The organism is Herbiconiux dendrobii (assembly GCF_052048175.1).
In the GTDB taxonomy this organism is placed as follows: Bacteria; Actinomycetota; Actinomycetes; order Actinomycetales; family Microbacteriaceae; genus Herbiconiux.
Genome location: NZ_JBLZQV010000004.1, coordinates 303,486 through 327,578 on the forward strand (window position 1 = coordinate 303,486; position 24,093 = coordinate 327,578).

Annotated in this window: 22 protein-coding genes and 1 pseudogene; 13 read left to right on the forward strand and 10 right to left on the reverse strand. The window is 70.9% G+C overall.

Going from position 1 to position 24,093, the window contains the following annotated elements; genetic code table 11:
• Positions 1-89: 89 nt before the first annotated feature.
• Positions 90-2,600 carry a DEAD/DEAH box helicase gene (locus ACN4JJ_RS14240; protein ID WP_440710831.1) on the reverse strand — a complete coding sequence of 837 codons (2,511 nt, stop codon included), beginning with the start codon at positions 2,598-2,600 and terminating at the stop codon, positions 90-92.
• A gap of 98 nt (positions 2,601-2,698) precedes the next feature.
• Here ACN4JJ_RS14240 and ACN4JJ_RS14245 point away from each other — a divergent pair, with 98 nt between their 5' ends.
• From ACN4JJ_RS14245 to ACN4JJ_RS14260, 4 genes are all read left to right on the forward strand, one after another.
• Positions 2,699-3,115: an RNA-binding S4 domain-containing protein gene (locus ACN4JJ_RS14245; RefSeq protein ID WP_440710546.1), complete on the forward strand. Its 417-nt coding sequence runs from the start codon at positions 2,699-2,701 to the stop codon at positions 3,113-3,115.
• A gap of 101 nt (positions 3,116-3,216) precedes the next feature.
• A complete protein-coding gene (locus ACN4JJ_RS14250; protein ID WP_440710547.1) occupies positions 3,217-5,298 on the forward strand; it encodes a coiled-coil domain-containing protein in 2,082 nt (693 codons plus the stop codon).
• 179 nt (positions 5,299-5,477) lie between these two features.
• Positions 5,478-6,128, forward strand: a complete 651-nt coding sequence (locus ACN4JJ_RS14255) for a TetR/AcrR family transcriptional regulator (protein ID WP_440710548.1) — start codon at positions 5,478-5,480, stop codon at positions 6,126-6,128.
• Positions 6,129-6,405: 277 nt separating this feature from the next.
• Positions 6,406-6,969 carry a TetR/AcrR family transcriptional regulator gene (locus ACN4JJ_RS14260; protein WP_440710549.1) on the forward strand — a complete coding sequence of 188 codons (564 nt, stop codon included), beginning with the start codon at positions 6,406-6,408 and terminating at the stop codon, positions 6,967-6,969.
• Positions 6,970-7,050: 81 nt separating this feature from the next.
• On the opposite strand, the gene ACN4JJ_RS14265 is transcribed toward ACN4JJ_RS14260, so the two are convergent.
• The 3 genes from ACN4JJ_RS14265 to ACN4JJ_RS14275 are packed head-to-tail and all read right to left on the reverse strand — an operon-like array spanning position 7,051 to position 10,456.
• Positions 7,051-8,784: an FAD-binding oxidoreductase gene (locus ACN4JJ_RS14265; protein WP_440710550.1), complete on the reverse strand. Its 1,734-nt coding sequence runs from the start codon at positions 8,782-8,784 to the stop codon at positions 7,051-7,053.
• Complete coding sequence (locus tag ACN4JJ_RS14270) at positions 8,781-9,566, reverse strand: lysophospholipid acyltransferase family protein (protein WP_440710551.1); 786 nt, start codon at positions 9,564-9,566, stop codon at positions 8,781-8,783. The genes ACN4JJ_RS14265 and ACN4JJ_RS14270 overlap by 4 nt, the downstream gene beginning before the upstream one ends.
• Positions 9,563-10,456 carry an SDR family NAD(P)-dependent oxidoreductase gene (locus ACN4JJ_RS14275; protein ID WP_440710552.1) on the reverse strand — a complete coding sequence of 298 codons (894 nt, stop codon included), beginning with the start codon at positions 10,454-10,456 and terminating at the stop codon, positions 9,563-9,565. The genes ACN4JJ_RS14270 and ACN4JJ_RS14275 overlap by 4 nt, the downstream gene beginning before the upstream one ends.
• An 89-nt stretch (positions 10,457-10,545) precedes the next feature.
• On the opposite strand from ACN4JJ_RS14275, the gene ACN4JJ_RS14280 reads away from it, so the two are divergent.
• The 3 genes from ACN4JJ_RS14280 to ACN4JJ_RS14290 are packed head-to-tail and all read left to right on the forward strand — an operon-like array spanning position 10,546 to position 14,781.
• Positions 10,546-11,556: a hypothetical protein gene (locus tag ACN4JJ_RS14280; RefSeq protein ID WP_440710553.1), complete on the forward strand. Its 1,011-nt coding sequence runs from the start codon at positions 10,546-10,548 to the stop codon at positions 11,554-11,556.
• A complete protein-coding gene (locus ACN4JJ_RS14285; protein ID WP_440710554.1) occupies positions 11,553-13,976 on the forward strand; it encodes an SDR family oxidoreductase in 2,424 nt (807 codons plus the stop codon). Before ACN4JJ_RS14280 ends, ACN4JJ_RS14285 begins: the two co-directional genes overlap by 4 nt.
• Before the next feature lie 10 nt (positions 13,977-13,986).
• Positions 13,987-14,781, forward strand: a complete 795-nt coding sequence (locus ACN4JJ_RS14290) for a ferritin-like domain-containing protein (RefSeq protein WP_440710555.1) — start codon at positions 13,987-13,989, stop codon at positions 14,779-14,781.
• Positions 14,782-14,978: 197 nt separating this feature from the next.
• Here ACN4JJ_RS14290 and ACN4JJ_RS14295 read toward each other — a convergent pair.
• Positions 14,979-15,272 (reverse strand): annotated as a pseudogene (locus ACN4JJ_RS14295) (aldo/keto reductase); the annotation flags it as partial.
• 64 nt (positions 15,273-15,336) lie between these two features.
• Between ACN4JJ_RS14295 and ACN4JJ_RS14300 the strand changes: the two are divergent.
• Positions 15,337-15,774, forward strand: a complete 438-nt coding sequence (locus ACN4JJ_RS14300) for a YdeI/OmpD-associated family protein (RefSeq protein ID WP_440710556.1) — start codon at positions 15,337-15,339, stop codon at positions 15,772-15,774.
• Positions 15,775-15,861: 87 nt separating this feature from the next.
• Positions 15,862-16,890: a zinc-binding alcohol dehydrogenase family protein gene (locus ACN4JJ_RS14305; RefSeq protein WP_440710557.1), complete on the forward strand. Its 1,029-nt coding sequence runs from the start codon at positions 15,862-15,864 to the stop codon at positions 16,888-16,890.
• Between the two features lie 60 nt (positions 16,891-16,950).
• On the opposite strand, the gene ACN4JJ_RS14310 is transcribed toward ACN4JJ_RS14305, so the two are convergent.
• Positions 16,951-17,112 carry a hypothetical protein gene (locus ACN4JJ_RS14310; protein WP_291053808.1) on the reverse strand — a complete coding sequence of 54 codons (162 nt, stop codon included), beginning with the start codon at positions 17,110-17,112 and terminating at the stop codon, positions 16,951-16,953.
• A 60-nt stretch (positions 17,113-17,172) separates the two neighbouring features.
• Here ACN4JJ_RS14310 and ACN4JJ_RS14315 point away from each other — a divergent pair, with 60 nt between their 5' ends.
• From ACN4JJ_RS14315 to ACN4JJ_RS14325, 3 genes are all read left to right on the forward strand, one after another.
• On the forward strand, positions 17,173-17,787 hold the full coding sequence (locus ACN4JJ_RS14315) for a DNA-3-methyladenine glycosylase I (RefSeq protein WP_440710832.1): 615 nt from the start codon (positions 17,173-17,175) through the stop codon (positions 17,785-17,787).
• Positions 17,788-17,931: 144 nt separating this feature from the next.
• Positions 17,932-18,438 carry a GNAT family N-acetyltransferase gene (locus ACN4JJ_RS14320; RefSeq protein WP_440710558.1) on the forward strand — a complete coding sequence of 169 codons (507 nt, stop codon included), beginning with the start codon at positions 17,932-17,934 and terminating at the stop codon, positions 18,436-18,438.
• Between the two features lie 45 nt (positions 18,439-18,483).
• The gene (locus ACN4JJ_RS14325) at positions 18,484-18,969 is read left to right on the forward strand and encodes a glutathione peroxidase (protein WP_440710559.1); all 486 of its coding nucleotides are present in this window, start codon (positions 18,484-18,486) and stop codon (positions 18,967-18,969) included.
• A gap of 45 nt (positions 18,970-19,014) precedes the next feature.
• Here the strand turns inward: ACN4JJ_RS14325 and ACN4JJ_RS14330 are convergent, their stop codons facing one another.
• From ACN4JJ_RS14330 to ACN4JJ_RS14340, 3 genes are all read right to left on the reverse strand, one after another.
• Positions 19,015-19,398, reverse strand: coding sequence for a VOC family protein (locus ACN4JJ_RS14330; RefSeq protein WP_440710560.1), 384 nt, complete (start codon positions 19,396-19,398; stop codon positions 19,015-19,017).
• Positions 19,399-19,465: 67 nt separating this feature from the next.
• On the reverse strand, positions 19,466-20,230 hold the full coding sequence (locus tag ACN4JJ_RS14335) for a dienelactone hydrolase family protein (protein ID WP_440710561.1): 765 nt from the start codon (positions 20,228-20,230) through the stop codon (positions 19,466-19,468).
• 51 nt (positions 20,231-20,281) lie between these two features.
• Positions 20,282-21,892 carry an AMP-binding protein gene (locus ACN4JJ_RS14340; RefSeq protein WP_440710562.1) on the reverse strand — a complete coding sequence of 537 codons (1,611 nt, stop codon included), beginning with the start codon at positions 21,890-21,892 and terminating at the stop codon, positions 20,282-20,284.
• Between the two features lie 117 nt (positions 21,893-22,009).
• Here ACN4JJ_RS14340 and ACN4JJ_RS14345 point away from each other — a divergent pair, with 117 nt between their 5' ends.
• Positions 22,010-22,990 carry an NAD(P)H-quinone oxidoreductase gene (locus ACN4JJ_RS14345; RefSeq protein WP_440710563.1) on the forward strand — a complete coding sequence of 327 codons (981 nt, stop codon included), beginning with the start codon at positions 22,010-22,012 and terminating at the stop codon, positions 22,988-22,990.
• Positions 22,991-23,020: 30 nt separating this feature from the next.
• Here ACN4JJ_RS14345 and ACN4JJ_RS14350 read toward each other — a convergent pair whose 3' ends face one another.
• On the reverse strand, positions 23,021-24,058 hold the full coding sequence (locus ACN4JJ_RS14350) for a DnaJ domain-containing protein (protein WP_440710564.1): 1,038 nt from the start codon (positions 24,056-24,058) through the stop codon (positions 23,021-23,023).
• Positions 24,059-24,093: the final 35 nt, after the last annotated feature.

Sequence of the window (24,093 nt, forward strand, 5' to 3'; positions counted from 1 at the left end):
GGATGGCGGTGAGAGACTCCACCATTCAGCACAACCACCAACGCACCTTCGCTGCGCGCGACCACCACCGTGAACCGGCTGACGCGCGGTTACAACCGGTCTACCGCCAGCACGCGCACGACCGCGACGCCGGCCTCGTTCGAGGCGGCGAGGTCGATCTCGGCCGTGATGCCCCAGTCGTGGTCGCCGGCGGGGTCGTCGAAGATCTGGCGCGCCTTCCAGACCGTGGGCTCCTGCTCGAGGATGAGGAGCGCGGCACTGCGGGCGTGCGGGCCGATGCCGACCGAGTCGTGCTCGTCGTAGTAGTCGTCCATCGCGCGGGCCCAGCGGTCGGCGTCGAAGCCCGAGGCGGCGTCCAGCTCACCGAGCTCCTCCCAGGCCTCGCGGGCGGCCAGCTGCACCCGCCGGAACAGCTCGTTGCGCACGAGCACCGTGAAGGCGCGCGGGTTCGAGGTGAGCAGCTTCGGGGCGGGCGGCACGATGGGCGCGGCATCCGAATCCTCCAGCAGCGCCCGCGCGGCCACGGCCTCGGGGTCGACCATCGCCTCCCACTCGTCGAGCACGCTCGAGTCGGTCTGCCGCACGAGTTCGCCGAGCCACTCGATCAGGTCGAGCAGGTCGTCGTTCTTCAGCTCGTCGGGAACCGTCGAACGAAGGGTGCGGTAGGCATCGGAGAGGTAGCGCAGCACCAGGCCCTCGGAGCGCGCGAGCTTGTAGAAGGCGATGTACTCGCCGAACGACATCGCGCGCTCGTACATGTCGCGGATGACCGACTTCGGCGAGATGTCGAAGTCGCCGATCCACGGCTGGGTGGCGCGGTAGGTGTCGAAGGCCTCGGTGAGCAGCCCCAGCAGCGGCTTGGGGTAGGTGACCTCGTCGAGCAGCTCCATCCGCTGCTCGTACTCGATTCCCTCGGCCTTCATCGCCTGCACGGCCTCGCCGCGGGCCACGAACTGCTGCGCCGAGAGCACGGGACGCGGGTCGTCGAGGATGGCTTCGGTGACCGACACCACATCCAGCGCGAACGTCGGCGACTCCTCGTCGAGCAGTTCGTAGACGGCGAGCGCGAACGGCGAGAGCGGCTGGTTGAGCGCGAAATTGGGCTGCAGGTCGACGGTGAGCCGGATGTGCACCTGCCCGGTCGCGACATCCGTCACCTGCTCCACCACCTCGGCGGTGCGCAGGGTGCGGTAGATGGCGAGCGCTTGCCGGATGAGGTCGCGCTGCTTGGCGCGCGGCTCGTGGTTGTCTTCCAGCAGGGTGCGCAGGTTCGTGAACACGTCTCCGCCGCGGGCGATGGTGTTGAGCACCATCGCGTGCGTCACCGTGAGGTGCGAGGTGAGCGTCTCGGGCGTGGCCGCGATGAGCTTCTCGAAGCTGGGCTCACCCCACGAGACGAAGCCCTCGGGGGCCCTCTTGCGGATGAACTTGCGCTTCTTCTTGACGTCGTCGCCCATCTTGGCGAGCGCCTTGAGGTTCTCGGTCTCGTGCTCGGGAGCCTGCACCACCACGGTTCCGGCGGTGTCGTAGCCCGCCCGGCCGGCGCGACCCGCGATCTGGTGGAACTCGCGCGCGGTGAGCTGACGCATCCGGATGCCGTCGTACTTGGTGAGCGCCGAGAGCAGCACCGTGCGGATGGGCACGTTGATGCCGACGCCCAATGTGTCGGTGCCGCAGATGACCTTGAGCAGACCGCGCTGGGCGAGCCGCTCGACGAGGCGGCGGTACTTCGGCAGCATGCCGGCGTGGTGCACGCCGATTCCCATCCGGATGAGTCGCGACAGCGTCTTGCCGAAGGCCGTGGTGAAGCGGAACGGGCCGATCAGCTCCGCGATCTCGTCTCGCACCTCACGGGAGGCCACCTTGATGCTCGACAGGGCCTGCGCCCGCTCCACGGCGGCCAGCTGCGAGAAGTGCACGATGTAGATCGGCGCGCGCTGGGTGGAGAGCAGCTCTTCGACCGTCTCCTGGATGGGCGTGGTGGCGTAGCTGTAGCTGAGCGGCACCGGGCGCTCGACGCCCGTGATGACCGTCGTCTCGCGGCCGGTGCGGCGGGAGAGGTCGAGCGCCAGCCAGTCGACGTCGCCGAGTGTGGCCGACATCAGCACGAACTGCGCGGCGGGCAGCGCCAGGATGGGCACCTGCCAGGCCCAGCCGCGATCGGGCTCGGCGTAGAAGTGGAACTCGTCCATCACGACCTGGCCCACCGGCGTCTCCGGGCCGTGCCGGAGGGCCAGGTTCGCCAGGATCTCGGCCGTGGCGCAGATGATGGGCGCATCCGGATTCACCGAGGAGTCGCCCGTGACCATACCCACGTTCTCGGCACCGAAGATCTCGACCAGCGCGAAGAACTTCTCGGACACCAAGGCCTTGATGGGAGCCGTGTAGTAGCTCCGGATGCCCTGGGCGAGCGCCACCGCGTGCGCGCCGACCGCGACGAGCGACTTGCCCGTTCCGGTGGGCGTGCTCAGGATGACGTTCTCGCCTGCGACGATCGCCATGATCGACTCGTCCTGCGCAGGGTAGAGAGGGGTGCCGCGCCCGGCGGCCCAGCCCGCGAAGGCGTCGTAGGCGGCATCCGGATCGAACGGAGCCGGCATCGCCGGGCGGGAGGGGGTCTGGATCGGCACCACCCCAGCCTAGGCGGGGCGTGCGACATCCTCCCCCGACGCCCAGGCCGCTGTGCAAGGCTGGGCGGATGGCGGGTTCAGGATCGGCGGCCGGCGCATCCGGCGCGACGGGCGGCGGGGTGCGCATCGACAGCTGGCTGTGGGCGGTGCGCGTGTACAAGACGCGCTCGCTCTCCACGGCCGCCTGCCGGGCCGGGCACGTGCGGCTGAACGGAGAGCGTGCGAAGGCCGCCCAGACCGTGCGCCCGGGCGACGAGGTGCGCGCCCGGATCAGCGGCTTCGACCGCATCCTGAAAGTCAGCGGATTGGCAGTCAAGCGCGGCTCGGCCACGGTCGCCGCCCAGAACTTCGTCGATCTGACGCCGCCTCCGCCGCCCCGCGAGGCCGTCGCCTCGGTGCCGGTGCGCGATCGCGGCGCCGGCCGTCCGACCAAACGCGACCGTCGTGAGATCGAACGGCTGCGCGGTGTCAGGGACGACTACTAACCTTGACTCACGGTCACGACGACGACGACCGCCACCACGATCACACCCGCGCGCCGCTGACGAGCGGCCGCACCCCCTCCAGCGAGGCCAGTAGGAGCATCATGTCTGACGCCACCCCGACCGAAGCCCCCCAGAACGAGACCTCGGGCGCCGCAGCCGGCGAGCCCGCCACCCCCGGAACGGCCTTCGGCGCCGCAGCGGGAGCACCCGCATCCGGAGCACCTGGCTTCGGGGCACCCGCCTTCGGGGCACCCTCCTTCGGGGCCGCCGAACCCGACCCCTCCGGTTACGAGCTGACCGGCCGCGACCGCACCGCCCTGCGCTTCATCGGTGCCTCGGTGAAGATCGGCACGCCCGAGTTCCGCGAGCGCTACGAGGCGATCGTCGACGACCTGTACCGCCACCACTTCGTGGACCCGACGGCCCGCCCCGCCTACGAGCCGCCCGTCATCGTGCCGGCCGAAGAGGTGGAGGGCGAGAACGACCCGCTCGAGATCATCCGGGCGAACCTCGGTCTGGTCATCGACGACCGGCGGCTGCGCGACGACGCCCGCACGGATGCCGAGCGCCGCCTCGCCGAGACCCAGGCGCGGCTCGTCGACATGACGGCCCGCTACGAAGACACCCAGGCGCGGCTGGATGCCACCGCTGCAGCCCTGGCCGCGCGCGAGGCCGAGCTGGCCGCCCTGCACGAGCGCCTGGCGGCGGAGACGGCCGCGCTGACCGCGCAGCTGGCGGCCGAGACCGGCGCGCTGCAGGCGCAGCTGGCCGACGAGACCGGGCGGCTGCAGGCCGAGCTCGCGGCGACGACGACCCGGCTCACCGAGGAGCAGCGCGCCTCCTCCGCCGGTTACGAGAACCAGATCGCCGGGCTGCACGCGGCGCACGCCGCCCAGCTGGGCGAGGTGCAGGCCGCGCACTCGGCTCAGGTCGACCAGCTCACGGCGGCGCACGGGGTGCAGGTGGAGCAGCTCACGAGCGCTCACGGAGCCCAGGTGCAGGAGCTGCGGGCGGCGCACGCCGCCGAGGCCGACCAGCTGCGCGCCGGGCACGCCTCGGAGTCGGAGCAGCTGCGCCTGCACGACGAGCAGCTCCGCGCCGCCCACGCCGCCGAGCTCGAAGGGCTCACGGCTGCGCACGCCGCCGAGCTGGAGCAGCTGCACGCCTCGCACGAGGCCGCTCTCGAAGAGGTGCGTGCCGCAGCCGCCGCCCAGGCCGAAGAACTGCAGAGCGAGCGGGACAGCATCCAGGAGCGGCTCACCGCCGAGCAGGACCAGCTGCGCGCCGAGCTCGACGCCAAGGACGAACTGCACGCCGACGAGACCGAGCGTCTCCAGGCCGACCACGCCGCATCGCTGGACGCGCTGGCAGTGGAGAACGAGGGCCTGCGTGCGGAGCAGATCGTGGCCTCGCGGGAGGTCTCCGGTGAGTCGGAGCGCATTCTGAGCGAGCACGCGGATGAGGTCGAGCGCCTGCGCGCCGAGCACGCGGCGGCCGAGGAGGCCCTGCGGGCGGAGCACGCCGCGACGCTGGCCGGGCTGAGCGCGGAGGGCGACGGATCCGAGGCGGCGGCCGCCTCGAACGCTGCCGCACTGGACGCCGCTCAGCAGCGGGTGGCGGGGCTGGAGGGCACGCTCGCAGGAGCGCAGGAGCGCGAGGCCTCCCTGGAGGAGTCGCTCGCCGAGGCGCAGCAGCGGGTGGAGGCCGCGTCGGCCGCCGAGGCCGCAGCCGTGGCAGCGGCGTCCGCAGCGACGGCCGGCTCGTCCGCCCCGGTCCCCGAGAGCGCGGGAGCCGGTTCCGACAGCGTCGAGATCCTCGCCGAGCTCGCCGAAGCCCGCGCGCGGGTCGCCGAGCTCGAGCAGGAACTCGCCGTCGCCCGCACCGAGATCGGTGTGCTGGCCGACGAGCGCGACCGCGCGCTGTCGGATGCGGCCATCTCGCTCGAAGACCGTGAGAAGCTGAGCGACGCCCTGCTCGAGCTGCAGGCCACTCGGGGCGGTGCCCTTGGCGGCGTCGCCACCGGCGCGCTCGAGGTCGAGCTCCAGGCCTCGCGTGCTCTCGTCAGCGAGATCGAGGACATCGCCACCGGCCAGCTCTGCGCCGAGGACGAGACCAGCGAGTACGCCATCGGCGCCAACGACTCGGCCGTCCTCGTGCTCAACGCCATCGCCGGCTCGGAGTAGCGCGGCGGCGTCGTTCGGAGCGGCATCACCCTGGCGGCGGTGTTCACAGCCGCCGGCGCGATGTGCTCCTGTCCGACACACTGTTTCGATTACGACGTATCGATCCGAGAGATGTATACGCTGTCCACAAGACGGCGGATGAGGTGCGGAGACGCCGGGCAGGGCAGGCAGGGGTGGCGATGAGCGACGAGACGATCGCAAAGGGAGCACCCGGCCGGGCGACGTATCGGCACGGGGGGCTGCGCGAGGCGCTCGTGGAGGCCGGCGTCGAGCTGGCGCGCGAAGGCGGTCCGGCCGCCGTCGTGCTGAGGGAGACGACCCGGCGCGCCGGGGTCTCCCCCAACGCCGCCTATCGGCACTTCGCCGACCGCGACGCGCTGCTGCACGCCGTGTCGGACACCTGCCTGGGCTTCGCGGCCGATCGGATCGAGGCCGAGTTCGACGCGCATCCGTCGACCGGTGACGACGTGGCCGACGCCCGGATGCTGCTGCGGGCGGTCGGCCTCGGCTACATCGGTTTCGCGCGCGAGGAGCCGGGACTGTTCCGCACCGCGTTCTCGGTGCCCGACAACCTGCAGCGCGCCGCCGAGCCGAGCAAGGCCGGCCGCCGTGGCCGCACGCCGTTCCAGCTCGTCGGCATCGCGCTCGACGGCCTGCTCGAGGCCGGCGTGCTGCCGCCCGAGCGCCGCCCGAACGCCGAGTTCCTCGCCTGGGCCACCGTGCACGGCCTCGGCATGCTCGTCATCGACGGCCCCCTCCGCGGCCTGGACGACCGCATGATCTCCTTCGCCACCGACCGCCTCCTCGACATGGTCGACCGAGGCCTCTGACCCGCGACGGCGTCACCTCACGATCGGTCGCCATCGGCCACGCCGCAAACGTGCGGCGGAACGCAGCAACGTGCCCGCTTCGGGGCACGGGCAGCTCTCGCAGAGGCACCACGGTAAGGGACGGAAGTCTCGGGCCGTGCCCGAATGACCCAGGGCGAGCGCGCGGCCGCGACAGCGACCGCACGCGAGCATGTCGCCCCGCGCCGCAGAGGCGGCGGCGCGGGCCGGTCGGGCCGCGCGCAGCACGACCCGACCGGCAACAAATAGACTCGGGGTCATGAGCGACGCCGACCACTCCCAGGTCGGCGCCGACGCGCGCATCGTGGCGGCGACGCTGCAGATCCTGCGCGACAAGGGGCCGAACGCGGTGAACGTCGAGGCGGTGGCCACGGCATCCGGAGTCGCCAAGACCACCATCTACCGCCGCTACGAAGACCGCGAAGCGCTGCTGGGCGCCGCGATCGACGTGGCCACCACCGAGGTCACACTTCCCACCGGAATGTCCACCTACGACACCCTGCACTGGTTGCTCGGCGCCGCCCGCATCCGCGTGCAGGACATCGTGGGGCGCGGCACCGTCGCCGCCATCCTGATCGACGACGGTGGGCCGTTCGCCGAACAGCTGCGCGACATGATCCGGATGCGCAGCCACCAGCTGGTCGCGTTCCTCGACGAGGCGGTCGCGCGCGGCGACCTCCGCGCGGGCCTGGACGTGAAGCTCGTGGTCAGTGTGCTGCTCGGAAGCGCTGTCGGCCACGTCATCCGAGGCGGAGAGCCCGACGAGGAATGGGCCGACCGCCTGCTCACCCTCCTCTGGCCAGCCCTCACACCTCCGGCCTAGCCCCACCGGCCTCCTGGCGTTCCGTCGAAAATGGCCCTGAAACCTGAGCTTCAGGGCCAAAATCGACGGGTCGCGATGAGGTCAGGTGGCGGGGACCTTGGCGGCGCGGGGGGCGTTCTCGACGAGGGACGCGACGTCGTGCGCGGTGACCTGGGGGCCCAGGACCTTGCCGGGGTTGAAGAGGTGCGCCGGGTCGGCCGCGTCGAAGAGGCCCTGCATGAGGGCGACACCGGCCGGCGAGATGTCCTGCTCCATCCACGGGGAGTGCTCGACGCCCACGCCGTGGTGGTGCGAGAGCGTTCCGCCGGCATCCTGGAACGCCTGCTGGATGCTGAACTTCACCACCTCGTACTGCGCGATCGGGTCGTCGCCGTGCACGAACGCGAACGTGAAGTACAGGCAGGCACCCGAGTGGTAGGAGTGCGAGAGGTGGCACATGATCCAGCCGTGCACGCCGAGCGCCTCGTAGGCGCGATCCGCCGCAGCGCGCGTGGCGTCGTAGACCTCCTGCAGGCGCGACCACGGCGCGGCCGTCTCCGACACGTCGGCCGCCGCTCCCCGATCGAGCAGGAAGTCGCGCAGGTAGGGCGTGTCGAACTTCTTCTGGTCGTAGAGGGCGCCGGGGCCCTTGCCCACGCCGAGACCGCCGTGCTTCTTCACGATCGCGCCCACGAGCTTCTTCTCGTAGGCGACGTGCGAGGCCGAGCCCTCGAAGCCGATGAAGGAGAGGCACATGTCTTCCAGCACCCAGCCGCGGCGCTTCAGCACCGACATCAGCACGCTCTGCGCGGCCCCCGAGACGCCCTTGGACGCCTTGCGCGTGGCCAGCGAGAACCCGCTCTCGCGCGCATCCGACACCCGGGTGATCGACGGCGAGGCGTCGGACTCCGAGATCTCGTGCATCGCGGCGAGGCCCGCCTTCCAGTTCGGGAAGAAGTAGGCCTGCACCTCGCGCACGGCCGGCGTGCGGTGCACCTGCACGGTGACCTCGGTGATGACGCCGAGACGCCCCTCCGAGCCGATGATCATCTCGCGGACGGATGGCCCGGTGGAGGTGGAGGGCAGGGCACGGAGTTCGACGATCTCGCCCGGCCGCACCATCCGGAGTCCCCGGCAGATGTCGGCGATGTCGCCGTACTTGTCGGACTGCATTCCCGAGGAGCGGGTGGCGACCCAGCCGCCGACCGTGGAGTGCGTGAAGGAGTCGGGGAAGTGACCCATCGTCCAGCCCTTGGCGCCCAGCTGCTCCTCGATCGAGGGGCCCTGCGCACCGGCCTGGATGCGGGCGAGGCCCGATCCCTCGTCGATGTCGAGCACGCGGTCGAGACGGCCGAGGTCGAGCGACACGATGGTGCGCTGCTCGTCGGGCAGCGGCTCGAGCGAGCCGGCGATGTTGCTGCCGCCGCCGAAGGGGATGATGACGGCGCCCTCGGCGACCGCGGCGTCGACGATCTGCTGCACGTCCCACTCGTCGGCCGGGTAGACCACGATGTCGGGGACCCGGGCGATCTCGTTGCGGCGGATGCGCAGCAGGTCGCGGATGGACTTGCCGTAGGTGTGGATGACGCGCAGCTCGTCGGAGGTGTGCGCGTGCTCCTCGCCGACGATGGAGACGAGTTCGGCCTCGAACGACGGCGAGATGCGCGACGGTGCGATCGTCAGCTCGTCGAACGACAGCGGCGGTACGGGAGGGGTGCGCACGTCGAGCGCCACGGCCTTCTGCACGAAGGGAACGAACTCGGGCTTGTCCTCGAAGTGGAAGCCGACGCCCTCGACGCCCCAGCCCCACCACTTCATGTGCTTGACGTCGGTCATGCGGCTCCCTTCGCGGAGTTCGAGCTGTCGGTGCTGGAGAAGTTGTTCAGGTCGCTCGTGCGGGCGTGCGTGGGCAGCGCGGGGATCGCCGCGGTGCCCGATCCGGTGGAGTGCAGCCGGCGCACCTCCTTGGCGATCCGGGCCGAGAACTCATCGGCGGTCTCGCCGGGCAGGCCGAGCATGGGGGCGCCGAAGACGACGGCGACCGGCGGGCGGCCGGGAAGCGGCCAGTTGCGGCCGCGCGGCATGGCGAGCGAGGCTCCCACGATCGCCACCGGCACGCAGGGCACGTCGCAGGCCATCGACAGGGCGGCGGCGCCGGCCTTGAAGTCGGCCATCTCGCCGGTCTTCGAGCGGGTTCCCTCGGGGAACACCAGAAGCGGCACGCCCCGGGCGAGCAGCTTCTTCGACACGCCGCGCTTCTCGGCGGTGCCGGTGCGGTCGATCGGGAAGGCGTTGAAGAACAGGGAGGTGAGGATGCGCCGCCACCAGATGTCGAAGAAGTAGTCGGCGGCGGCTCCGGCGGCCAGGTACCGGCCGAGGCGGCGCGGCAGTGCGCACATGATGAGCGGAGCATCCAGGTGGCTGGAGTGGTTGGCCACGGCGATGAACGCGCCGTGCACGCCCTTTACGGCGTCGTGGCCGCGAACGCTGACGCGCGTGATCGACCAGACGACGGGCTTCAGCACCATCCGCTGCGCCACGAAGCGCATGCCCGCCATCACACCGGAGGTGAAGCGGTCTTTCGGGGCCCTGATCAGGTGCGGATGCTTGTCGCTCATCGCTTCGCCTTCGATCCCGCGGCGGGTGCCGCTGCGTCGTTGTTCGGAGCAGCCGGTGCGGCCGGTTCGGTGCCGGCCGCCTCGGACGGCGCCGCATCGGGGGCCGCGGCCGGTGCGGCGGGCACGTTGCGGCTGGACGAGATGCGCCCCGAGATCCAGCGGATCACCCGCCGGGGCAGGTGCCGCGTGAAGAAGAACAAGACCTTGAACCGCGCGGAGGGCACCGACAGCACCGCGCCGCGCGCGACATCCCGCAGGCACTCCTCGACCAGGGCGTCGGCATCCAGCCAGAGGAACTCGGGGATCGACTTGGTACGGATGCCCGCCCGCTCGTGGAACTCGGTGCGCACCCAGCCCGGCAGCACCGCCGCGACCGTCACGTTCGTGTTGCGCAGCTCGACCGCGAGCCCCTCGGTGTACGACGTCGTCCAGGCCTTGACCGCCGAGTAGTTGCCCGTGGCGATGGAACCCGCCACGCTCGAGACGTTGAGGATCGTGCCCTTGTGCCGGGCCTTCATGGCCCGCCCCGCGGCGCCGCCGAGCACGAGCACGGCCAGGCACATGACCGAGAGGGCGCGCTCGTGGATCGACACGTCGCGCTCGAGCAGCGAACCGTGGATGCCGAAGCCGGCGTTGTTCACCAGGAACTCGATCGGGTCGTCCGTCGACTCGATCCGGGCCGCGACCCGGTCGACGTCGGCGCGCACCGAGAGATCGGCCGAGAGGATCTCGACGCGCGTGGCACCGTCACGCCCGAGTTCGTCGGCCATGCTGCGGAGCCGGGATTCGTCGCGCGCCACCAGAACGAGGTCGTAGCCCCGCAGCGAGAGTGCACGAGCGAATGCGGCACCGATACCGGATGTGCCACCGGTCACGAGAGCCGTCGCCATGATGCTTACGATACGCTACGGAGTGCGTAGCGATCGACCCGCGCGCCTCTTCACCACCACTTGTACGCCGCCGATGCGGAGGGATTCCGTTGACCGGAGAGCACACCACATCCGTCGGGGAATCGGTGCCCGACCGCTTCGACGTGCGCGAATTCGCACGGACCGCCGTGGGCAGCTACCGCTCGGAGATCGACCTCGAGGCCTTCGCCGCCCAGCCGCTGAAGCCGGCCACCGTGCGCGTGCTCGCCACGTTGCGCGAACTCGAGCGCAGCACCATGACCTACCTGCGCAACGTGCTCGTGACGCCCACGCACAAAGACGCGCGGGTCACCGCCTTCCTCACCACCTGGGCCTTCGAGAAGTTCTGGATCGCCGATTCCTTCGAGGCCATCGCCCGCGCGCACGGCCTCGACGTGACCGAGCCGCTGCCCCTGTCGCGCTTCCGCGGAATCGCGCTGGAGGTGGCCGAGCGCGCCACCCCGATCGTGGAGGCGTTCCGCGCCAACTCGATCGGCCCCGACGTGATCGGCGTGCACCTGGCATCCGTCACCGTCGACGAATGGATCACCGAGTCGGCCTACACCCGGCTGGCCGAGTTCGACCCGCACCCCGTGCTGCTGACGGTGCTCGAGCACGTGCAGGAGGTGAAGAGGAGGCACCGGCTGTTCGTCGAGGTCGACGCCGTGAACCGCCTCGAGTCCTCCGCCCGCGCCCGCTCGCTCAGCCGCCGGAGCCTGCGCCGGGCGGCCTGGCCGATCGGCGCGGCGAGCCTGCCGAAATCCGAGACGGCCTTCTTCTACGAAACACTCGTCGACGAGGCGCTGGCCGACCGGATCGACGAGAGGGTGCAGGGTCTGCCCGGGCTGGAGAGACTGCGGCTGGTCAGAACGGCTAGAGTCAAGGCCCTGCGCGGCGGATCGACGCCCACCGCGACGACGGGCCGCTGGCTCGGGCGCGCGGCGGCCACGGCCAGGAACGCCCTCCCGCTCGGCACGACCGGAAGCACGGCCGCCCCGAAGACCACGACCCCGAGCACCACGACTTCAAGCACCACGACCTCCCCCTCGACGAACACCTTGAAAGGCGGCCCGACCGGATGACCGAGCCCACCCCGACCGACCCCGAGACGCCCACTGCGATGCCCGGCCACTCCCTGGGCTCCTCGCACGTGCTGCTCACGGGCGCCACCGGCTTCGTGGGCCAGGCCGTTCTCGAACGCCTGCTGTCGTCGCATCCGGAGACCACCGTCTCGCTGCTGATCCGCCCCAAGTCGAGCACCAGCGGCGAATCGCGCCTCACCACTCTGCTGAAGAAGCCCGTGTTCCGCAGCTGGCGCGAGAGCGTGGGCGAAGACGAGGTCGAGCGGGTCATCCGCGAGCGCCTGCGCGTGGTGCAGGGCGACCTGGCCAACCCGGGCGAGCTGCCCGGCGACATCGACGTGGTCATCCACGGCGCCTCCACCGTGAGCTTCGACCCGCCGATCGACGAGGCCTTCCAGACCAACGTCGACGGCGCCACCGGCATCTACGGCGCCCTGCTCGCCTCCGGCAGCGACCCGCACGTCGTGCACGTCTCCACGGCGTACGTCGGCGGCATGCGCAAGGGTGTCTCGCCCGAGGCCTCGCTCACGCACGAGATCGACTGGCGCGCCGAGAACTACGCCGCCCGCTCGGCCCGCCGCCGGGTGGAGATGGCCTCGCGTCAGCCCGAGGTGCTGCGTTCCCTGCTGGCGAAGTCGCGCGCCAAGCTCGGCAAGGTGGGCCCCCAGGCGGTGGCTCAGGATGCCGAGGCCGCCCGCATCGAGTGGGTCACGAAGCGACTCATCGACTACGGCCGCATCCGTGCCGAATCGCTCGGCTGGACCGACGTCTACACGCTCACGAAGGCCTTCGCCGAGCGCGCCGCCGAAGAGCTCTGGGGCACGGCCGGGCACCGCCTGTCGATCGTGCGCCCCTCGATCATCGAGAGCGCCCTGCGCCATCCGTTCCCCGGCTGGCTCGACGGCTTCAAGGTGGCCGACCCGCTGATCATGGCCTACGGCCGCGGTCAGCTGCCCGAGTTCCCGGGCGTGCCCGACTCCATCCTCGACGTGATCCCGGTCGACTTCGTGGTGAACGCCATCCTCGCCGCCGCCGTCACCCCGGCGAAGGTCGACGAGCCGAACTACTACCAGGTGGTCTCCGGCGCCCGGAACCCGCTGCCGTTCCACACGATGTACGAGAACGTCAAAGAGTTCTTCACCACCAACCCGATGCCGCACGTCGACGGCCCCATCCAGGTGCCCTCCTGGCGCTTCCCCGGCGGCCGCTCGGTGGAGCGCACGCTCCGGATGCAGGAGCGGCTGACCGCGGGCACCGATGGCCTCGTCGCCCGGCTTCCCTCCACCACCCGCACCCGCACCTGGACGCAGACCCTGCACCAGCGCCAGCGCGGGCTCGACCAGCTGCGCTACTTCGCCGAGCTCTACCGCGCCTACGTGCAGACCGAGCTGATCTTCGACGACAAGAACACCCGCGCGCTGCACGCCTCGCTGCCCGAGGAGCAGAAGGCCGACCGCGGTTTCGACGTGGTGGAGATCGACTGGCACGACTACTTCCAGAACATCCACTTCCCCTCCATCACCGGGCTCACGAAGGCCTACGCGAACCGGCCCGCCGGCCGCGCCCGCGCCAAGCGCGCACTCCCCGTGCGCAGCGACGTGCTGGCCGTGTTCGACTTCGAGGGCACCGTCGTGGAGTCGAACCTCGTGGAGCAGTACCTCTGGGTGCGCCTCGCGCTCATCCCGAAGGCGCAGTGGCCGCAGGAGTTCGCCTCGCTGATGTTCTCGGTGCCGAAGTACCTGCGGGCCGACCACCGCGACCGCGGTGAGTTCATCCGCACCCTGGTGCGCCGCTACAAGGGCATCCGGGTCGAAGACCTGCAGCAGCTCGTGAAGGGCCAGTTCGGCGCCGCGATGCTCAGCCGGGCGATTCCGGATGCGCTGGACCGCGTGGCCCAGCACCGCGCGGCGGGTCACCGCACCGTGCTGGTGACGGGGGCCACGAGCTCGGCCGCCGAGCCGTTCGCGCCGTACTTCGACGAGATCGTGGCCGGCGAGATGCACGCCTCGAAGGGCGTGCTGACCGGTTACCTCGCGACTCCCCCGCTGGTGGACGAGGCGCGCGCCGCGTGGCTGCGCGAATACGCGGCCGCCCACGGGGCGAACCTGACGCAGTCGTACGGCTACGGAGACAGCCTCGCGGACGTCTCCTGGCTCCAGTTGCTGGGAAACGCCACCGTGGTCAACCCGGACACCGAACTGTATCGGCACGCGCAACGAACCAAGTGGACGGTAGAGGATTGGACACGTCGTTCATCCGAACGGCAGGTGCTTCCGGCTAACCTGACGTCATTGCACGAGAAGCAGTCCGCTGCATCCGGAGCGTCCGCCGCATCCGCTGTACCCGCCGCATCCGCTGTACCCGCCGCATCCGCTGTACCCGAGGAAGGAGATCGGTCCACCGGCCACGAGCCGCGCTGACCGACACGCCATGGCATTCGACATCGACAAGTACACCGAGACCTCCGTCAAGGTCGCGTGGCAAGACCTCGACTTCTCCGATTTCCGGGAGAACCCGCTGCCCGAGGGCACACTGCGCTCCCTGCGCTACATGTGCGACATCGAGTACCACACCGTCTGCTACCTGCGCGACATGCTGGTGACCCCCTCGCACAAGGATGAAGACGTCACCGCCTTCATGACCATGTGGAACCGCGAGGAGTTCTGGCACGGCGAGGCGCTGGCCGCCGTGCTGGCCGAGCACGACATCATCGTCGACTTCGACGAGCTCAAGGCCACGCGCCTCAAGCTCGGCTGGAAAGACCGCCTCGACCCCGTGAAGCAGTCGCTGCTCGGCAACATCGTGGGCTCGGGCTTCATCGCCGTGCACATGGTGTGGGGTGCCGTGAACGAGTGGTCGGCCGTGGCCGCCTACAACCGGCTCGCCGACATGGAGGGGCACCCGGTTCTGGCCGAGCTGCTGCGCCGCATCGCGAAGCAAGAGGCCCGGCACGTGGCGTTCTACGCCACCCAGGCCCGGGAGCGCCTCGGCAAGAGCAAGAAGGCTCAGGTGCTCGCCCGCTTCGCGCTGAAGAACTTCTGGGGCCCCGTGGGCTCGGGCGTGATGAGCGACGACGAGGTCAAGCACGTGATGGGCCAGCTGATGGGCGGCCCCGAGGGCCGTCGCGAGGCCGCCAAGATCGACGCCCACGTCGCGCGCATGCCCGGCCTGGACGGCCTCACCATCGTGCAGGACGCCCTCGACAAGCGCGGCATCGCCGCCTGAGCCGCCTCCACCACCCCTCCACCCCACCACCTTCCACCGCATCGACCCGTCAGTTCGTGCCGTTATCCGACCGGAATAGCGGCACGAACTGACGGGTCGATGGTCGTTCAGCGGTTGACGGAGGACATGTCCGCGTAGCGGTCGCCCGTCGCGGGGGCGATCGCGGCGAGGCGCTCGAGCTGCTCGGCGCTCAGGGTGAGCTCGGCGGCGGCGGCGTTCTCCTCGATCGGTGTGCCCGGGTCCATCCGGTGCTGATGGTAGAGGTCGATGTGGTCGGTGCCGAGCCGCTCCAGCGATCCCTCGACGGCGATCCGCACGTTCTCGGCGGTGTCGAAGAGGGTGACGCCGAGATCGAGAGCGCGGTGGATGGTGCGGATCGACTCCGCCTCGTCGTGCCCGGCGCCGGTGGAGAAGGCCGACATGCCCATGCAGCCGAGGCCGAGCTGCGAGACCTGCAGGGGGCTGTCGACACCGAGGGTGGTCTTCTTCATCAGGGGGTGTTTCTTTGACGTCGAACGAGTGGCAGCATCCACCGGCAACCCCCATAATTCAGTCATGTTGTTCGAGGCGACCATCCTGTCCAGCGGTAAGACGGCGACGGGCATCCCCGTGCCCGAGAGCGTCGTGGAGGCGCTGGATGCGGGCAAGCGGATCCCCGTGGTCGTCACCATCAACGGGTACAGCTATCGCAGCTCGATCGTGTTCTACACGGGCCGGTACCTGATCGCGTTGAGCGCCGAGAACCGCGCGGGCGCGGGCGTGACGGCGGGCGAGACCGTCGAGGTCGACGTGCAGCTCGACGAGCAGCCGCGCGAGGTGGAGGTGCCGGCCGACCTGGCCGAGGCGCTGGGCGCCGAAGCCGATGCCGCGGCGGCCTTCGCCGCGCTCTCCTACAGCAACAAGCGGCGGATCGTGCTCTCGGTCGAGGGCGCGAAGACGGATGCCACGAGGCAGCGCCGCATCGAGAAGACGCTGGGCGAGCTGCTGGCCTGACCAGCGCGACGATGCGCGGCGGATGGCCGAGCTCGCGCGCATCAGCCTCACCGTGCCGCTGTCGGGCGTGCGCGGTAGCGTCGGAGCATGACCGAACTGCTGCCGATCCCCGCCGCCATGCCCGCCGTGATCTACCGCACCCCCGGCGCGGTCGACGCTCCGGACAGCTTCGTCGACGCCGAGGTGGAGGTGCCCGCTCCCGGCCCGCACGACCTGCTGGTGCGCGTCGAGGCGGTCTCGGTGAACCCGGTCGACGTGAAGCGGCGGGCGAAGGCCGAGCCGATCGGCGACGGCATCCTCGGCTTCGACGCGGCGGGCACGGTCGCTGCGGTCGGCGAGGCGGTGGAGCTCTTCTCCCCCGGCGACGAGGTCTACTACGCGGGCAGCGTGCTGCGAGCGGGCTCCAACGCGGGCTACCAGCTCGTGGACGAGCGGCTGGTGGGGCGGAAGCCCGCGATCCTCTCCTTCGCCGAGGCCGCCGCGCTGCCGCTGACCTCGCTCACCGCCTGGGAGGGCCTGCTGCGACAGCTTCGGCTCACCGGCGACTCTCGCGGCACCCTGCTCGTGGTCGGCGGGGCCGGCGGCGTCGGCTCGATGGTCATCCAGCTCGCCAAGACGCTCACGGGCGTGACCGTCATCGCGACCGCCTCACGGCCGGAGACCGTGGCCTGGGTGACCGAGCTCGGCGCCGACCTCGTGGTCGACCATGCTCAGGAGCTCGCCCCGCAGATCGCCGAACTGGTGCCCGAGGGCATCGACTGGGTGTTCAGCACCCAGCGCACGAAGGCGAACCTGCCCACGCTGGTCGACGTGCTGAAGCCCTTCGGTCAGATCGTCGCGATCGACGATCCCGATGTGCTCGACGTGACCTCGCTGAAGCCGAAGGCGCTCGGCTTCCACTGGGAGTTCATGTTCGCCCGCTCCACCTATCAGACGCCCGACATGGTGGAGCAGCACCGCATCCTCGACTCGGTGGCCGAGCTGGTGGAGTCGGGGGCGTTGCGCACCACGGCGACGCGCATCCTGACCCCGCTGGATGCGGCGACACTGCGCGAGGCGCACGGCCTGGTGGAGTCGGGCCGGTCGATCGGGAAGGTCGTCGTCAGCCGCAGCTGAGCGGGCCGCCGCTCGGTGCCGTGACGGCGGGAGACGCGGTGACGAGGAGGAGAGACGCGGTCAGTGGCGACGCTGCGTCGGCAGCACCGAGAACACGATGAACAGCGAGGCCGAGACGCAGAGGATGCCGGCGAAGAAGACCCAGGCGTTCTCGAGCAGGCCGAACAGGAACATCCCGAGCAGGAAGAGCAGGATGGCTCCGATGGCAGCGAGCACGTTCATTCCAGGTCCTCCGATTCAGTGGCTTCCCCAATACTAGAGGGTGTGGACGAGGACGATCGGATGCCGGCCGACTCGGGCGTGGTGCTCGGAGACGACGGGCTCGCCCGGCCGGTCTGGGCATCCGTCGACCCGATGCTGCGGGAGTACTACGACACCGAGTGGGGCATGCCGGTGCGCGACGAGCAGGGGCTCTTCGAGCGGGTGAGCCTCGAGGCGTTCCAGTCGGGGTTGTCGTGGGCGACGATCCTGCGCAAGCGCCCGGCGTTCCGGGCGGCGTTCGACGGCTTCGATCCGGATGCCGTGGCCGGCTACGGCGAGGCCGAGGTCGAGCGCCTGCTGGGCGACGCGGGCATCATCCGCAATCGCGCGAAGATCACGGCCACCATCGCCAATGCCCGGGCGACGGTGGCGCTACGCGCCGATCCGGAGGTCGACGGCGGGCTCGCGGGCCTGATCTGGTCGTTCCAGCCCGCCGAGACCCCGGCGCCGTCCCGCTTCGACGAGATCCCGACGACCTCGCCGGAGTCGGTCGCGCTGGCCGCGGCGCTCCGCGCGAAGGGCTTCCGCTTCGTCGGCCCCACCACGATGTTCGCCCTGATGGAGGCCGCGGGCCTCGTCGACACCCACCTGCTCGGCAGCCACCGCCGGGGCAGCTCGGGCGTCTGGCCTCGCTGACTCCGCCACTTGGCAGAAGTCGCCACGCACCCCCCGCCACTTGGCAGAAGTCGCCGCGCACCGCCCGCCACTTGGCAGAAGTCGCCACGCACCGCCCGCCACTTGGCAGAAGTCGCCGCTTTTCGGCGCGACTTGTCACAACGTGTGGCAAGTCGCGCGTGGGCGGCAGGCAAGCGGGGCTGCCGGGCGCGGCTGCGGGTGCGGCTGCGGCTGCGGCTGCAGGTGCGGCTGCGGGTGCGGCTGCGGCTGCGGGCGCGGCTGCGGGTGCGGCTGCGTCTGCGGGCGCGGCTGCGGGCGCGGCTGCGGGCGTACTCTGAGGGCATGAGCGATGTCGAGAACGTGGGGGCCACGGAGGTTGTGTACGACGGGGCACACAACCGCTACGTGCTGGTGGCCGAGGGCCGCGAGGTGGGCATCGCCGAGTACGTCGACCGCGGCGAGCAGCGCGTGTTCGTGCACACCGAGATCGACCCGGCCGAGGGCGGCAAGGGGTACGGCAGCATCCTGGTCAAGGGCGCACTGGGTCAGGTGCGCGAGGCCGGCCTGCGTGCGGTCGCCGTGTGCCCGTTCGTCGACGCCTATGTGAAGAAGCACCACGACTTCGACGACATCGTCGATCCGGTGTCGATCCAGCTGCGCGCCTCGCTCTAGCCGCGACGGCCGCCCGGCGACGGTGGCGGACGGTAGCGTGAGAGGGTGACTCTTCGCGACATCCCGCTCCAGACCATCGACGGAAACGACACCTCCCTCGCCGACTACGCCGGCGACGCGGTGCTGATCGTGAACGTGGCCTCGCGCTGCGGCCTCACCCCGCAGTACGAGAAGCTCGAGCAGCTGCAGAGGCAGTACGCCGACCGCGGGTTCACGGTGCTCGGTGTCCCGTGCAACCAGTTCAACGGCCAGGAGCCGGGCACGGCCGAGGAGATCGTGGAGTTCTGCTCGGCCACCTACGGTGTGACCTTCCCGCTGCTGGCCAAGAGCGAGGTGAACGGCGAGGGCCGGCATCCGCTCTACCGCGCGCTGGTGGAGGTTCCGGATGCCGAGGGCTCCGCCGGCGACGTGCAGTGGAACTTCGAGAAGTTCCTGATCGCGCCCGACGGCGCGGTCAGCCGCTTCCGCCCGCGCACCGAGCCCGACGCCCCCGAGGTGCTCGCCGCCGTCGAGGCCGCGCTCCCCCGCTAGCCGCCCGGCCGTCTCGCCGAGGGCGGCCGTGCGCGCATCCGGAACCTAGTTCGACAGCACCGACAGGATGTTGCCGGCCGGGTCGAGGAACCATGCGATGTCGGGCCCGCGATCCGAAGCCTTGCCGCGCATGACCCCCTTCTCGTCTTGTGGCATGCCCTCGTAGCGCTCCAGCTCGATGCCCGCGGCGGCGAGCTCGTCGACCGCCGCATCGATGTCGTCCACCACGAGGTTCAGGATGGTGAACACCGCCGGCGCGTGGTCGGGCTTGGGGTACACCATCACCTCGGCGCCACCGGGCAGGGTGATGCCCAGGATGCCCATCTCGTTCGTCGTCACCGGCAGACCGAGGGCCTCGCCGTAGAACGTCCTCGCCGCGTCGATGTCGTCGACGCTGAAGCCGCTGAAACCGTGAACCGCTGTCACCATGGTGATCTCCTGACCTCGTTCGGGCACTCCGATGTGGACACTGTTCACAATGTCACGGATCGGCCGCTCAGGCGAGTACTTCGGCGAGAAAGCCCTCCATCGCCGCCCAGCTGCGCGCATCCGCCTTGGGCCGGTAGCTCGGGATCATCGGCTGCGTGAACGCGTGCGGGGTCTCGCTGTAGCTCACCACCTGCCAGTCGAGCCCGGGCTTCGTGCGCAACTCGTTCTCGAACGCGAGCACGGCCTCGTCGGGCACCACCGGGTCGGCGGCTCCCGTGAGCACGAGCAGCGGCGCCTCGAGGGCGTCGACGTCGGCCGGATCATGCGTCACGAGCCCGCCGTGGAACGACACCACACCCGCGATCGGCGCGCCGATGCGCGCGAACTCGATCGACGCGGAGCCGCCGAAGCAGTAGCCGATCACGGCCATGCGCTCCGGATCGACCCGCGGGTCGGCCGCCAGCACGTCGTAGCCGGCCCGCACCCGCTCGCGCAGGGCGGGCAGGTCGCCGTAGTAGTGGTGCGCGAGGCCCGAGGCCTCGTCATTCGTGTCGGGCCGGACGCCGCTGCCGTAGAGGTCGGCCGCGAAGGCCACGTAGCCCAGGCGCGCCAGCATCTCGGCACGCACGCCGACGTACTCCCCCTCGCCGAACCAGTCGTGCAGCACCAGCACGGCGGGCCGCGGGCCCTCCGCCGCCGCATCCCACACGAGGCGCCCGTCCGCCGGCGAGCCCTGCACCTCGTACGCGATGCGTGCGCTCTCGATCCGGGCTCCGACGGGCAGCGGCACGGCGTCGAGCATGGTCTGGTGCTGAGGTGAGATCGTCGTCATGACTCCGGTCTACCACGCGCCCCTGAGGTCGATAACCCCGGGATACACGCCTCAGGAGACGGCGGCGTGGCGGCCGACACGCGCCCGCAGGTCTTTGCGCAGGATCTTGCCGGAGGTCGACTTCGGGATGACCTCGATGAACTCCACCAGACGCACCTTCTCGTGCGGGGCCACACGCTCCTGCACCCAGGCGATGACGGTGTCCTCGTCGAGCTCGACCGCGTCATCCCCCTGGGCGCGGCGCACCACGAATGCCTTGGGCACCTCCTGCCCGTCGTCGTCGGTGACGCCGATCACGGCGGCGTCGGTGACATCCGGATGCGCCAGCAGCACGGCCTCCAGCACGGCCGGCGCCACCTGGTAGCCCTTGTACTTGATCAGCTCCTTCAACCGGTCGACGATCGTGTACACGCCGTCGGCGTCGACGGTGGCGATGTCGCCGGTGTGCAACCAGCCGTCCCCGTCGAGCGTGTGCCGCGTCGCTTCCTCGTCGTGCAGGTAGCCCGGCATCACCTGGGGACCGCGGATGAGGAGTTCACCGGGAGCACTGGGGCCGGCATCCGGAACCTCGACGTCGACTCCCGTCTCGCTGTCGACCACCCGGCACTCGGTGTTGGGCACGGCCAGGCCGATGGCCGAACGGTCGATCCCGGTCGCCGACGGGGGCACCGCATGCGTCACCGGGCTGGTCTCGGTCATGCCGTAGCCCTGGCAGACGACGCAGTCCAGCCGCTCCGCCACCGCTCGGGCGAGCGCGCCGTCCAGCGGCGCCGCGCCCGAGAAGACGACCTGCACGCTCGAGAGGTCGTACTCCGCGACCATCGGATGCTTCGCCAGGGCGACCGCGATCGGCGGGGCGATGAAGATCCAGGTGCAGCGGTGCTCGCTGACCGTGCGGAGGAAGTCGGCGAGCTCGAACTTGGGCATCGTCACCAGGCTCGCGCGCTTGAGCAGGGCGTAGTTGAGCAGCACCGACATGCCGTAGATGTGGAAGAACGGCAGCACGGCGAGCACCCGGTCGTCACGGCCGAGCGGGATGGCATCCGAGCACTGCAGGATGTTCGCCACGAGGTTGCGGTGAGTGAGCATCACTCCCTTGGGGTGACCGGTCGTGCCCGAGGAGTAGGGCAGCACGGCGAGGTGCGTGGCCGGATCGAACGACACGGCGGGCGGTGCGGCGCGGTCGAACAGGAGGTCTCGGAGGGAGGGGTGCCCTTCGGCGCCGTCGATCACCACGAGGTGGTCAGCGGCGATGCCCACTGCGGCGGCCGCCTCCGCCGCCTGTGCGTAGAGCGGAGAGACGGTGAACAGCCAGTGCGCCTCCGCACTCTTCAGCTGGTTCGTGATCTCGCCGACCGTGTAGAGCGAATTGATGGTGGTGGCGGTGCCGCCGGCGCGCAGCACACCGTGGAACACGGTGGCGAAGGCGGGCGTGTTGGGGCACAGGATGCCGACCGTGTCGCCCACTGCCAGGCCCCGGGCGGCCAGCGACCCGGCGAGCGCGTCGATCTGCGCGATCAACTGTCGGTAGCTCGTCTCGTCGCCGGACGGACCGTCGATCAGGGCGATGCGGTCGAGGTCGGCCTCGTCGAATCCGGCGAACAGGGCGTCGTACACGCTCAGGGCGGGGATCTCGACGTCGGGGTAGGTCGAACGGGCCATCAGCTGTCTCCTTCGGCACCGTCTCCATCGACGGTGGTGTGGCTATTGCACACCGGAGGGACCGTCATCCGCAATGCCTGCGGGGCGAACGCACGGGCTCGGCGTAACGTGGGCGGGATGAGAGCTGTCGTGATCCGTGAACCCGGCGACCCGTCCGTGCTCGAGATCGGTGAGGTGACGCTGCCGGAACCCGGGCCCGGCGACCTCGTGATCGACGTCGCCGCGGCGGGCCTGAACCGCGCGGACGTGTCGCAGCGGCAGGGCGCCTATCCCCCGCCTCCCGGCAGCCCCGACTGGCCGGGGCTGGAGGTCTCGGGCGTGGTGGCCGAGGTGCACGGCGAGACCGGCGCGGCCTCGGGGTTCCAGGTGGGCGACCGGGTGTGCGCGCTGCTCGGAGGCGGGGGCTACGCCGAGCGCGTGGTGGTGCCCGCCGCGCAGGTGCTGCCGGTGCCGGCATCCGTCGACCTGATCGACGCCGCGGGGCTCGTGGAGGTGGTGGCGACGGTGTGGTCGAACGTCTTCCTGCTGGCCGATCTGCGCGCCGGCGAGACCCTGCTGGTGCACGGCGGGTCGAGCGGAATCGGCACGATGGCGGTGCAGCTGGGCGCGCTGTTCGGGGCCCGGGTGGCCGTGACGGCGCGCTCGGCCGAGAAGCTCGAGGCGTGCCGGGAGCTCGGCGCCGACATCCTGATCGACTACACGACGGAGGACTTCGTGGAGCGCATCAAGAACGAGACCGGCGGTGCCGACGTCATCCTCGACGTGGTGGGCGGCGACTACCTCGACCGCAACGTACGGGCGCTGCGGGTGAACGGGCGCATCGCGAACATCGCCAACCAGGGGGGCGGATCCGCGTCGCTGAACTTCGGGGCGCTGATGATGAAGCGGGGCACGATCCGCTCCACGAGCCTGCGCGCGCGGCCGGCCGAGGAGAAGGCCGAGATCATCGCGAGCGTGCGCGAGAACGTGTGGCCGCTGGTGGAGAACGGCAGCGTGCGCCCGATCATCGCCGCACGCTTCCCGCTCGCGGAGGCGGCGGAGGCGCACCGCCTGATGGAGACCTCCTCGCACATCGGCAAGATCCTGCTGACGGTCTGACGCGGCGGCGCTCCCCGACCTCGGCAGAGGTCAGGCCAGGCGGATGCCGCTCTGCAGGCGGGGGCGCAGCTCGAAGGCGCGGTCGATGCTCTCGCGGGCGGAGGCCGCGGTGGCGGAGTCGCCGCCGACGCCGTTGCGCAGCAGCTGCGGGAGCAGCGAGCGGCGCACCAGCACCGACCCGGCCAGGCGACCCCGGCTGACGACCTCGAAGGGATCGGCCAGGTCGGCATCCGGAACCACCACGACCCGCCCGGTGAATCGCACGCCCAGCGAGCGACCGAGCGCGCGGGTGGCGCGGCCGAGCTCGTGCAGCGGTTCGTGGTCGGGGTGCACGGCCTCGCCGACGATCTCGTCCTTCTTCAGGCGCACGGGGGCGCCCCAGTCCTCGGACTGCACGGCGTACAGGCCCGAGGGCCCGAGCACGACGTGGTCGATGGTCTCGGCGACGCCGTCGACCGTGCGGCCGGAGAGCACGTTGTTCCAGATGGTGTAGCCGATGCCCAGGGTGCCGACGATGCCGGCGGTGGCCTCCTCGGCGAGCGCCTTGGCGAGCCAGCCGCGGATCTCCCGCGGCGCCGAGCGCACGAGCGCCGGGTCGTAGGGGTCGGCGATGTCGACGCCGCGGCCCACCCATTCTCGCAGCAGGCTCAGGTAGATCTCACGCTCCTGACCGCCGGGGTGGCCGTAGCTGCGGGCCTTGACGGACGAGCTCGTGGCACGGCCGGCCGATCCGGAGGCGGGGCCGAAGCCCGAACCCGAGGTGGAGGCCGAGCCCGAGGCGCCGGCGGGGTGCGCGCCGAAACCGGCGGCGCCCGCTCCGCCGCTGCTGCTTCCGGCGCCGCCGAAGTCGCCCAGGCCGCGACCACGGTCGTAGGCGGCACGCTCCTCAGGCGTGCCGATGCGCTCCCAGGCGCGCTGCACGGCCACGAAGCGCGCCGGGTCTCCCCCGGTATCCGGATGCGCCTGCCGCAGCGAGCGACGGTAGGCCCGCTTCAGCTCCTCGGCGCTGGCGGCCGGGTCGACGCCGAGCACCTCGTAAGGGGTGGCACCAGCGGGACTCTCGGACACCCGACCACGATACCGGCCCGATCCTGTGGCCCGGC

Coding starts and splice junctions, on each gene's coding strand:
- ACN4JJ_RS14240 (WP_440710831.1), bottom strand. CDS start 2,600: ATGCCGGCTCCGTTCGATCCGGATGCCGCCTACGACGCCTTCGCGGGC.
- ACN4JJ_RS14245 (WP_440710546.1), top strand. CDS start 2,699: ATGGCGGGTTCAGGATCGGCGGCCGGCGCATCCGGCGCGACGGGCGGC.
- ACN4JJ_RS14250 (WP_440710547.1), top strand. CDS start 3,217: ATGTCTGACGCCACCCCGACCGAAGCCCCCCAGAACGAGACCTCGGGC.
- ACN4JJ_RS14255 (WP_440710548.1), top strand. CDS start 5,478: ATGAGCGACGAGACGATCGCAAAGGGAGCACCCGGCCGGGCGACGTAT.
- ACN4JJ_RS14260 (WP_440710549.1), top strand. CDS start 6,406: ATGAGCGACGCCGACCACTCCCAGGTCGGCGCCGACGCGCGCATCGTG.
- ACN4JJ_RS14265 (WP_440710550.1), bottom strand. CDS start 8,784: ATGACCGACGTCAAGCACATGAAGTGGTGGGGCTGGGGCGTCGAGGGC.
- ACN4JJ_RS14270 (WP_440710551.1), bottom strand. CDS start 9,566: ATGAGCGACAAGCATCCGCACCTGATCAGGGCCCCGAAAGACCGCTTC.
- ACN4JJ_RS14275 (WP_440710552.1), bottom strand. CDS start 10,456: ATGGCGACGGCTCTCGTGACCGGTGGCACATCCGGTATCGGTGCCGCA.
- ACN4JJ_RS14285 (WP_440710554.1), top strand. CDS start 11,553: ATGACCGAGCCCACCCCGACCGACCCCGAGACGCCCACTGCGATGCCC.
- ACN4JJ_RS14290 (WP_440710555.1), top strand. CDS start 13,987: ATGGCATTCGACATCGACAAGTACACCGAGACCTCCGTCAAGGTCGCG.
- ACN4JJ_RS14300 (WP_440710556.1), top strand. CDS start 15,337: ATGTTGTTCGAGGCGACCATCCTGTCCAGCGGTAAGACGGCGACGGGC.
- ACN4JJ_RS14305 (WP_440710557.1), top strand. CDS start 15,862: ATGACCGAACTGCTGCCGATCCCCGCCGCCATGCCCGCCGTGATCTAC.
- ACN4JJ_RS14310 (WP_291053808.1), bottom strand. CDS start 17,112: ATGAACGTGCTCGCTGCCATCGGAGCCATCCTGCTCTTCCTGCTCGGG.
- ACN4JJ_RS14315 (WP_440710832.1), top strand. CDS start 17,173: ATGCCGGCCGACTCGGGCGTGGTGCTCGGAGACGACGGGCTCGCCCGG.
- ACN4JJ_RS14330 (WP_440710560.1), bottom strand. CDS start 19,398: ATGGTGACAGCGGTTCACGGTTTCAGCGGCTTCAGCGTCGACGACATC.
- ACN4JJ_RS14335 (WP_440710561.1), bottom strand. CDS start 20,230: ATGACGACGATCTCACCTCAGCACCAGACCATGCTCGACGCCGTGCCG.
- ACN4JJ_RS14340 (WP_440710562.1), bottom strand. CDS start 21,892: ATGGCCCGTTCGACCTACCCCGACGTCGAGATCCCCGCCCTGAGCGTG.
- ACN4JJ_RS14345 (WP_440710563.1), top strand. CDS start 22,010: ATGAGAGCTGTCGTGATCCGTGAACCCGGCGACCCGTCCGTGCTCGAG.